Origin of the sequence: Streptomyces sp. NPDC059668 (assembly GCF_042734135.1) — a bacterium.
Classification (GTDB): Bacteria; Actinomycetota; Actinomycetes; order Streptomycetales; family Streptomycetaceae; genus Streptomyces.
Window position 1 is genome coordinate 539,571 of sequence record NZ_JBHWEL010000001.1, and the last position, 9,503, is coordinate 549,073.

The 9,503-nt window shown below is 66.4% G+C and carries 7 protein-coding genes; 4 read left to right on the top strand and 3 right to left on the bottom strand.

What is annotated here, in order from left to right:
- The first annotated feature begins 541 nt into the window (after positions 1-541).
- Positions 542-1,099: a DUF4240 domain-containing protein gene (locus ACFV2J_RS02400; protein ID WP_385098468.1), complete on the top strand. Its 558-nt coding sequence runs from the start codon at positions 542-544 to the stop codon at positions 1,097-1,099.
- A gap of 139 nt (positions 1,100-1,238) precedes the next feature.
- Here ACFV2J_RS02400 and ACFV2J_RS02405 read toward each other — a convergent pair whose 3' ends face one another.
- On the bottom strand, positions 1,239-1,511 hold the full coding sequence (locus ACFV2J_RS02405) for a DUF3761 domain-containing protein (protein ID WP_385437005.1): 273 nt from the start codon (positions 1,509-1,511) through the stop codon (positions 1,239-1,241).
- A gap of 207 nt (positions 1,512-1,718) precedes the next feature.
- Positions 1,719-1,937 carry a DUF6207 family protein gene (locus ACFV2J_RS02410; RefSeq protein WP_385437007.1) on the bottom strand — a complete coding sequence of 73 codons (219 nt, stop codon included), beginning with the start codon at positions 1,935-1,937 and terminating at the stop codon, positions 1,719-1,721.
- Between the two features lie 486 nt (positions 1,938-2,423).
- Here ACFV2J_RS02410 and ACFV2J_RS02415 point away from each other — a divergent pair, with 486 nt between their 5' ends.
- Positions 2,424-3,725, top strand: a complete 1,302-nt coding sequence (locus ACFV2J_RS02415) for a hypothetical protein (protein WP_385097904.1) — start codon at positions 2,424-2,426, stop codon at positions 3,723-3,725.
- A gap of 61 nt (positions 3,726-3,786) precedes the next feature.
- Here ACFV2J_RS02415 and ACFV2J_RS02420 read toward each other — a convergent pair whose 3' ends face one another.
- Entirely contained in the window at positions 3,787-4,254 is a 468-nt protein-coding gene (locus ACFV2J_RS02420) for a hypothetical protein (RefSeq protein WP_385437009.1), read from the bottom strand.
- 676 nt (positions 4,255-4,930) lie between these two features.
- Between ACFV2J_RS02420 and ACFV2J_RS02425 the strand changes: the two genes are divergently transcribed.
- On the top strand, positions 4,931-5,164 hold the full coding sequence (locus tag ACFV2J_RS02425) for a hypothetical protein (RefSeq protein WP_385098341.1): 234 nt from the start codon (positions 4,931-4,933) through the stop codon (positions 5,162-5,164).
- Between the two features lie 872 nt (positions 5,165-6,036).
- The gene (locus tag ACFV2J_RS02430) at positions 6,037-9,396 is read left to right on the top strand and encodes an RHS repeat-associated core domain-containing protein (protein WP_385096290.1); all 3,360 of its coding nucleotides are present in this window, start codon (positions 6,037-6,039) and stop codon (positions 9,394-9,396) included.
- The last annotated feature ends 107 nt before the right edge of the window (positions 9,397-9,503 follow it).

The window sequence follows — 9,503 nt, forward strand, 5'->3', positions numbered from 1 at the left end:
GGCGGCCGGGGGTCCGCCCCCCCCCCCCCCCCCACGATGGCGCCATGTCGTTTCTCGTCTTCAGCTCTTCAAGGAGTTCGTTCCAGGTGGTGTCCGCAAAGGGATCTCCGTCGTTGCGGGGGTCTCGTCGCGGACGGGCCGGCGGAAGAGCGCGCGGCTTCGCTTCCGGTGCGGCCCCCTACAAGATGCTCTCCATCACTTCCCGGTATTGCTCGTTGTCCACCAGGTTCGCTTCAAGCAGGCTCTCAAGCATCCTGATCTTGGCGTCGCACGCCTCCTCAGGAGTCATGGAGGCCAAGCTCCTCGGTTTCGGAATGACGTCTCGGGGGGAGCGGTGCGTGCCGAGCAGCATTGCGTGGTATCCGCGCTCTTCCTCAGCTAGCAGGCGCAGGCACTCGATCTCAGCCTCGGCCCAAGTTCGCTTCCGCATCCTCTCCGCCTCATCGCCTCTCCAGGAGCGAATCTGGCTCCGACCGGAGTTCCGTGAACAGCGGGGGCGGACACGATCTGTTGTCGTAGGGGCATGGAAGAGTGCGCGGTCATGGACATCGACACCTTCTGGAACGTCATAGAAGCCGCGCAGGCTGGGGCGGCGTCAACCGGGAAGCCGTTTGACGAGGTTCTCGTCAACCAGCTCGCGGATAGACCGCGTCAAGAGATTTTGGAGTACGCCCAACGCTTCGATGAGGTGCACAACGCCCTGTATCGCTGGGACGTTTGGGCGGCTGCGTATCTCATCGGGGCCGGTTGCTCCGACGACAGTTTCATGGACTTCCGCGCTGGTGTGATCGCCCTGGGGCGCCAGTGGTACGAGCGGGTGGCCGCCGCCCCCGACAGCCTCGCCGGGCATCCTGATGTGATTCAGGCTGCGGGAGTCCATGACGAGGTTCTGTTCTATGAGGACGTGAACTATGCGGCCAGCGGGGCTTTCGAACGGATTGCGGGTGATGCAGACGCCTTCTACGAAGCCTGGCGTGGCTTCCGCAAGGTGGATCCAGAGAACGGGCCTGCGGTTGATATGGGGGAGGATTTCGACTTCGATGACGACGTCGAGATGAGTCGTCGGCTTCCCCGCCTGGCCGCTCTGATCCTCGGCTAAGGGCAGTCCCGTAACTGAGCTGTCCTGGAGGGGCCCGCATAGTGTAGATGGGGAGCCGGCCACTGACCGGCAGATCAGTGGATGCAAAAAGGCTGCGCGCTCCCTGTATGGAGCGCGCAGCCTGTCCATCCTGCTGGGCCTACTTGAACCAGTACCTGACGCCGTGGTGGTGGGAGCAGGTGCCCTGGGAGTGCCTCGAGTAGGACAGGGAGGCGTCCTTGCACTTCGCGGTCTCGGTCTTGTTCCTGGGCCTTTGGTGGTGGGTCCAGCCGCACAGTCCGGTCGTGTGGTGGACGCAGTGGTGTGCGGTGTTGGTGGCCGGCAGTGCGGCCGCTGCGGAGGCGGCCGGTGCGCTGAAGACGAGGCCGGCGACAGCGACCGCGACGGCCGAGGCGGCAAGACGTGTGAACAAGGAATCCCCCTTGAAATGGTGCGAGTTGCGGCACGACTTTATCGGCGTTTGTTGAGATTTTGGCAAGTGTCAGGAAGTATTCACCAGGCTCAGCTGCCAGCCGGGGGTCGCGGGCCGATCTGAAGCTGTGGCCCGGCAGCGAGCGTCTCGGCCGCACAGGCCGGGATGATCCTGGCCGGGCGGCAAGATGTCAGCAGACGAGGCCAGTCAGGGACTGAGGCGCTGGCGCATGTCGAGGTAGCAGCGCAGCCGCACCCCCGGCTGCCCGGGAGCGCGAGTCGTGCGTTCCACAGAGGTCGCCGCCCACATCGCGGCCAGAGCCGTCTGGAAGGCGAAGGCGGTCCGGTCGTCCGCGGCAGCCACGTCGACCACGACCAGACCTGACTCCGCTACGTGTACTTCGTTGATCGCTTCCACACCCGGCACGACGCACAGTCACGGCCGGCAGGTTCTCCCGTACCGCCCAGTTCACCCCACCGGGCTACGCCTGGCGCCGTGCGAGACCCACCGCAGCAGGCCGCCGGCGCGCAGACGAGCAGAGCGACTGCCTCGACCCAGGCGAGTCCGGTAGGGCCCGGGGCGGAGCCGCTGAGGGTCCCGGGAATAACGCGGCCTCCGCTGCGGACCGGTACTGGGCCTCGACGACAGGGCTCGTGATCTCGGACAACAGGACGTCCTCATTGCGCCATCCCGGCGAGGCGGTGCGTGTTGCGGTCGCCTGTTCGATAGATCTTTTCCCGACCAGGTGTTCGGACGTGAGGTCCGGCACCGCTTGAGCTCGGGGGTTCAACTGTGAACGGGGTCTTGCTCCGCAGCGTCCGCAGACGGGCGCTGACGATGATGACGAGTGCCGTGCTGCTGTGCGCGGCGGCGCCCGCTGTGGCGAGAGGCGATAGTCCTGCGGATCTGCAGGTGGATTCCTACGTGTTGCCGGCAGGGACAGCGGCACCATCGCTCGAGGAACTGCAGAGCGGACGCGGCATGGAACGCCTGCATGACCTCGCCCAGGCCGCGGAGCCGGGTGTCCGGACGGCGCAGGAGACCGTAGGTCCCGCCCGCTCGTACGCGCCGCTGACACGCCATGCGTCCGCTGCTGCACCCGCTGCGCCGGGCCGGCCGGGGCTCGTTGGGGCGAGCGCGCAGATCGCGGCACCGGAGCCGTCACGGACCATGACGTTCGACGAATGCAAAAGGGGCCTGGGCAGCACCACGAACTTCTTCCTGAAGTCCCGGTTCGCGGTCTGTTCAGGAGCCTCGTTCGTCCAGACCTGGGTCGCCAACCGGGAACCTGTCGGCGTGAGCCAGTTCAACGTCCGCGTGGTGGGAACCATCGCCAAGAACAGCCGCACGATCAACTTCCAGTACTACTTCACCGAGATGGTGGCCCAAGGCGAGACCGAAGTGGCCGCCATGAAGGTCACGACGAAGGCCGGCATACCCCAGAGCTGGCCTTCCGGCGTCCAGTACACCCGCGGTGGCCACATGCCCGGGACGAAGACGTTCACCGAACTCTCCGCGCAGCGCACCTTCAACGACACGGTCAACGCCAAGCCGGGCCAGGGCAGCGGCACGAGCGATCTGGTGTTCGCCGTCTACCAGCCCTCGATCGCCATCACGCCGCCACCCAACGCCACACTGACCGGTGATCTCAAGGGCAACATATTCATGCTGGCGCCGCGCTGGGACGCGGCGAAGTACCTGGCCAACTCCACCGGCGGCGGCAACCCTGCCAAGAAGGGCGCGGCCACCTTCAGCTACCTGTCGACGCTCACCCTGAGTGCCAAGGCCGGAGCCGAAGAACGCGCCGAGGCCCAGCACATCAGGCAGGCGTTCCTCGTCCCGCAGGACACCAAACCGTACATGTCTGCGAAGAAGGTGCCCGGGCAGGCAGCCGCCGACCCGCTGCACCGGACGGTGAGCGCTGCCCGCGCCGACAAGAACCGTGCGGCGGCGGTCAAACAGTGCAAGCGCTACTGGGGGGCCAACTACACCAACGGCGGCACGAAGGAGTGCGACGAGTACCCCTTCGCGAGTACCTACGAGGGCGCCGCGGAAAACTACTACGACCCAGAAGCGATCAAGTTCAACTTCTCCGCGAAGCCGATCGCGAAGGATGACAACCAGGCAGGTGGACTCATCCTGAAGAGCTTCTACGGCAAAGAGCGCATCATCGACGGACTCGACGACGGCCTCATCGTGAAGATCATCGTCTGAACCGGGCCCACCAGGACGGCAGAGGGTCCGTGCCCCCGGCCCGCTGCCCGCCGGGTCGAGTTCACGGCCGGGCGGGCCAGAACTGCACCAGGTACCGTTCGACACCCGTCCCGGTGCCCTCGCCCTCTGACAGAGCCGCCGCGGCGGCGCGACCGACGCAGCTGACATGCACCCGCCACGAGCCGCCGGAGTCGGCCAGCTTGACGAGGTCGTCGCTGCGGCCCGTATGCATGGACCACACGGCGACCTCACCGCTGGTGGACTCGAAATCGGCCTCGGCCTGCTCGTCCCAGTCCGCCGGGTCCTGTCCGGGCGGGGGGCCGTCCCACACTTCCACGCTGACAGCGGCGGTGTGCGTGTGGCCGCCGCTGGTGATGTCCAGCCGCCCGGGATGGGCCCCGAGAAAGACGCCGAAGTCGAAGTCGTCCGGGAACGGGACCGGCAGGTCTGCGTCGTCGCTCTCCTGCAGCCCGAAAGCGTGGTACCCCACGTAGGCATCCACGTGCTGCCGACGGACAAGCTCTGCCACGGGCATCCCCTCAACTGGCCCAACACGTCACCGAAACGACCCTAGCCCCCCGACACCCGAGCCGACGCCACTCCTCCGCCAAGCACGCCACTGCGCGAACCTCACCTTCTACCGCGCCTGTTGAGCCGGAGGCACGCCGGACGACGTTCATCTCGGCCCCCACGGGCCGCCTGAGCTCCGCACCAGTTAGCGGAAATCTCCCCCTCACCGACCAGAAGGGCATCGCTGCTTGTCAGATCCGCTCGACACGGTGCCAGCGAGCAGGATGCCGCCACCGGCCGGCCCCGTTGCAGGCGATGTTGGCGTAGATCTCAACCACCAGTTCGGGTTCGACCAGGGTGACGTTCAGGCTGTCCGGACTGCTCCACCCCGGTGGGAACCGCCATCGCGTGCACGGGCACCCGGCTTGCGCCTCGGTGAAGGGCCCGGGCCACTGCGGCGTCGGCGGCCCGGGCGAGTGGTGGTGCGCCCGATGTGCCGCAGGAGTTGCTGGTTGTCGTGTCTGCCGAGCAGCCTGTACGGGTATAGCCGACGCCGACCACAAGGGGGCGCTTCCTCGCAAGGCGTCCGGGACCCGACTGTCAGGCCGACCATGCTGGTCCGCACCCGATCTGTCGCGCCAGGGATGGGCGAGTCCGAAGTGACATGTAATTCGAACAAGTGATCTAATGGCGATATGGATGCGCCCGACTTTCCCGACGACCTGGTACAGACGCAAGCGGCCTGGAACGCCACCTACAACGCGCTCGCCGCCCTTCCTCGCGACACCACCGCCCTGCGACGCCGCCTGCTGGTCCTGTCCGTACGGCTGTGGTGGCACTCCTATTGGGAGACCGCGCCCTCGGTGCCGGCGGCGCGCTCCGAGTTGCGCCAGCTGGCTCGCGCCCGGGGAGCTGCCCGGGCCGCGTGACCCGCGCCTCGGTCGACTAGGAGCACGGGGTTGCGGCAAGGATGGCGCCTGGCTGTTGCGCTGGAGATTGCGACAGGGGTTGCGCCTACTGTTGCGCGACCCGACGGGCCGTCTCCGTGTTCGTGCAGGTCACCACGCGGTTTCGCCGTGGTCGGGGTGCTGACATTCCCGTTGCGGCCGCTCTGCCCATGTCCCCTGGCTGGAGTGAAAGAGTAAGGAACGGGCGGGATGGGCGGTACGGCCGCGGCCGGGGTTCGGGGCGCGCTCGGTCCGATTGCGCGGCGGCCGGACCCGCCGCGCCGCCCCCGCCGTCGGCCCGGCGGCCGGGCCGGGACGGGAAGTCGCCGGCACCCGGTGGTGTCCTCCGGATGCTGAGCCTCACCAAGGGGTGAGGCGGGAAGCTCTCGCCGAAGGAGGTACTGCTGTGATCGTGCGGCCCGCAGAGCGGTGGAGAGTGCGTTCGGCAGTTGCAATCTTCCCGCGGCCGTAGGCCGTCCAGCCCGCGGGACGGGACGCTTCCGCTGGTGACAGCAGGACCGGTTGCCCGCGTCTCATGTCATGTGCCTGAAGTGTTTTGTTCCATAGGCGGACAACACAGGTGGCAGATCACCTGACCTTTTCAGTCATCCCTTGCGGGTGACGATCTCCTGCGGCGTGTGTCTCCCGGCCGCTCGGCTCCGTGAACACCCCTCGACTGGCCACTGCGCAACCCGGATCCAGGATGACCTGATATTGACCGTGTGATCACAGACTTCGCGGGAACGGTCCGGACTTTTGTGCGAATGCTGTGACAGCGTGCGGGGGTTCGGCGGCCGGTGGGGCCGCTGTGACCTGATTCCTGTGGGGGGAATGTGCACACGCGTGCTCCCGGCATGCCGTTCCGGCGTGCCAGTAAAAGATCATCCGTTGTAGTTGTCGTGACGATTGCCGCTCTCGCCGCGGCTGTCCTGCCGGCGGCGACCGCTGCCGCCGCTGATGGCAAGGGCGGCTCGGTGTGGGGTAATCACAGCCCGCACCTCACGATGCCCGCGGTGAAGGTCGGCGCGAACCGGCCGGTGAAGTCGGAGCAGTCGAGGACTCCGTCCGACGCGGCGTATCTGCCGTGGCTGCGCGAACAGCGCGCCCGTGCCAAGGCTTTGGTCTCGGGCAAGGCGAAGACCGCCGCTCCGGTGGCTGATGCGTCGATCATGAACCTTGTGCCCGAGGGACAGGGCGATGTGCCCTGGCACCGCACCACCAGTTTCGCGATCACCGACGCGCTGACAGCGAAGATCGACTACTCGACCGGTGACCTGATGCTCACCGGCACCGACTTCGACATCGCCGGTGTGGGACAGCATCTGCGCCTGGCACGGACCTACAACTCGCTGGACGCGCCCTTCGGAAGTGTCTCGCAGCGCTGGTGGCAGCAGTACGAGCGCTACCTGTCGCTCTCCTCCGGCGAAGCGATCCTCTACGACGCTTCCGGCGCGACCGTCCGCTTCAAGAAGAACACCGACGGTTCCTACACCACGCCGACGGGCTACTCGCAGGACCTGAAGAAGAACAGCGACAACACCTTCACGCTCACCCAGTGGAAGTCGGGGTCCACGGAGACCTACGACACGAGCGGGAAGCTGACGAAGGTCACCGACCGCAACCACGGCACCATCACGGTCACCCAGCACACCGGCGGCGGATTCAAGCTGACCGAGACCCGCTCGGGACGCTGGATCGACCTGACCAAGGCCAGCGCCACGCTCTGGCAGGCCAAGGACAACGCCGGCCGCACCGCCTCCTACACCCTGGACGCGACCGGCAACCTGACCGGCACCACGGACACCGAGGGCAAGACGGTCACCTTCGGCTACGACACCTCGGCCCGCATCAACAAGATCACCACAGCCGAGGGCCGCATCACCGCCTTCACCTACGACGACGTCAACCGCATCACCTCCATGCTGCGGGCGACGGGGTTCAACGGTTCCGCCGACACAGGCCCGACATGGACCTACAGCTACAGCTCCCCGTCTGCCACGGCCGCGGGTACGACGACGACCAAGGACCCCGAACTCCACTCCACCACGTACCAGCACGACGATGACGGACAGGTCACCGACGTCACCGACGCCAAGGGCCACAAGCGCTCCACGAAGTTCGACGCCAACCACAACATCGACACCGCCACCGACGCGATGGGCTCGGGCTCCACACCTGGCAACGTCGTCGACTACGGCTTCAACTCCCGCAACAACCTCGACACCGTGACCCAGCCCACCGGCGGCACCACCACGAACCACTGGCAGACCATCGCGGGCGGTGACGTCCCCAAGGACTCCACCAACGCTGACGGGGAGAAGACGGACTTCGGCTACGACACGGTCGGCAACACCACGTCGGTGGCCCAGACCGGCACCGGTGGCGGCAGCGTCACCTACACGTACAACAAGTCGACCCCGACCTGTGGCGGCTTCGAGGGCCAGCGCTGCAAGCAGCAGACGAAGATGTCCTCGACGAAGACGGTCACCACCGACTTCCACTACGACGCCCAGGGCAACCTCGACACCGTCACCCCGCCCGCCCCGCTGGCCAAGACCACCTACACCTACGACGCCGCCGGCCGCACGAAGACCGTCACCGACGCCCGCGGCGTGACCGTCACCTACACCTACGACAACCGCGACCGTATCCGCGTCGTGGATACGACCAACAAGGCGCGCGTCGAATACTGGTACGACGGTGACGGCAACCTCCGCCAGCGCACCGACGGCACCGGCACCATCACCTACCAGTTCGATCCACTCCAGCGCGAGACGCTGCGCACGCTGCAGGACGGTTCGCAGACACTGCTCGCCTACACACCGGCGGGCAACGTCGACTACTACACCGACCCGTCCGGCACGATCGACTACACCTGGAACGAGGTCAACAAGCTCAGCCGGCTCAAGGACCAGCAAGGCCGGAGCACGACCTACGACTACAACAACAACGACGTCCGCACCACCACCACCTACCCCGGCGGCACGGTGCAGAAGGTCGACCCGGACAAGTCCAACCGTCCCAAGACCATCAAGGCGACCTCGCCGCAGGGCACGCTGGTCGACCTCGCGTACACCTACGGCTACGGCACCAACGCCGCCACGGACGGCAGCAAGATCCGCACCTCCACCGACAACGTCTCCGGGCTCAAGCGGACCTACAGCTACGACAGCGCGGGACGCTTCTCCTACGCCAAGGAAGAGCAGAACGGCACGATCGCAGACTCCTGGCAGTACTGCTACGACCTTGCCGGCAACCTCACCTCCCAGGGCACCGACCCGGGCTGCCCGCGCGGCACGACGTACACGATCAACGACGCGCAGCAGATGACCGGTAAGTCCACCTCCACCGGCACCTGGTCCTACGACAAGATCGGCAACGAGACCGCCGCCGACTCGACCCCCGACTACACCCGCACCGGCGAGACGTGGACCGACCACTCCCAGATGTCCTCGATCACGGTCAACGGCGCAACGTACGCGGGCCAGTACGGTTCCACCGACCAGAGCGAGCGCATCAAGCTCGGCGACACGTTTTTCCACAACGGGCCGCTCGGCCTGTCCGCAAAGACCACGGCCGGTGCGGACATGGGATTCAACCGGGAACCCGGGGGCACCTTGAATTCCATGACGACCGGGGGAAAGACGTACTTCTACCTGACCGACGCGCTCGGTTCGGTCGTCGCCCTGGCCGACGTCGACGGCAACAAGGTCGACTCCTACACCTACAGCCCCCGCGGGGTGCGCATCCTGGCCCAGTCCTCCGAACCCGTCGCGCAGCCCTACCGCTTCGCGGGCAACTACCAGGACCCCACCGGCCTGTACCACCTCCAGGCCCGCTACTACGACGCCAACATCGGCCGCTTCACCCAGCCCGACCCCTCCGGCCAGGAACAGAACCCCTACCTCTACGCCGAAGGCGACCCCGTCAACCGCATCGACCCGGCAGGGCTCTTCAGCTTCCCTGACGTGTCGGGGGGCCTCGAATGGGCGTCCCTTACGCAGAAGATCATGAGCGGTGATACCAATGGTGCGTTTGCCGCCAAGGTCGGGATTCTCGTAGGGCTCGGAACCGAGGCGCTCTGTGGCGCGGCAGCAGTCGCAGGTGCTGCTCCGACACTCGGCGCATCGATCGGGGCAGGGATTACAGGTTGCACTGTGCTGTCTGCGGGGCTCGGAGCCGCAGCTGTCGCAGGTACTGAAGCAGCCCTCTGACCCAGGGGCGGGGGGGGGGGCGCGGGGGCCCCCCCCGCCGCCGCCCCAGTGACGAAAACACGAAATAACAATAAAATATATAATATATAAAATATATATAATATATA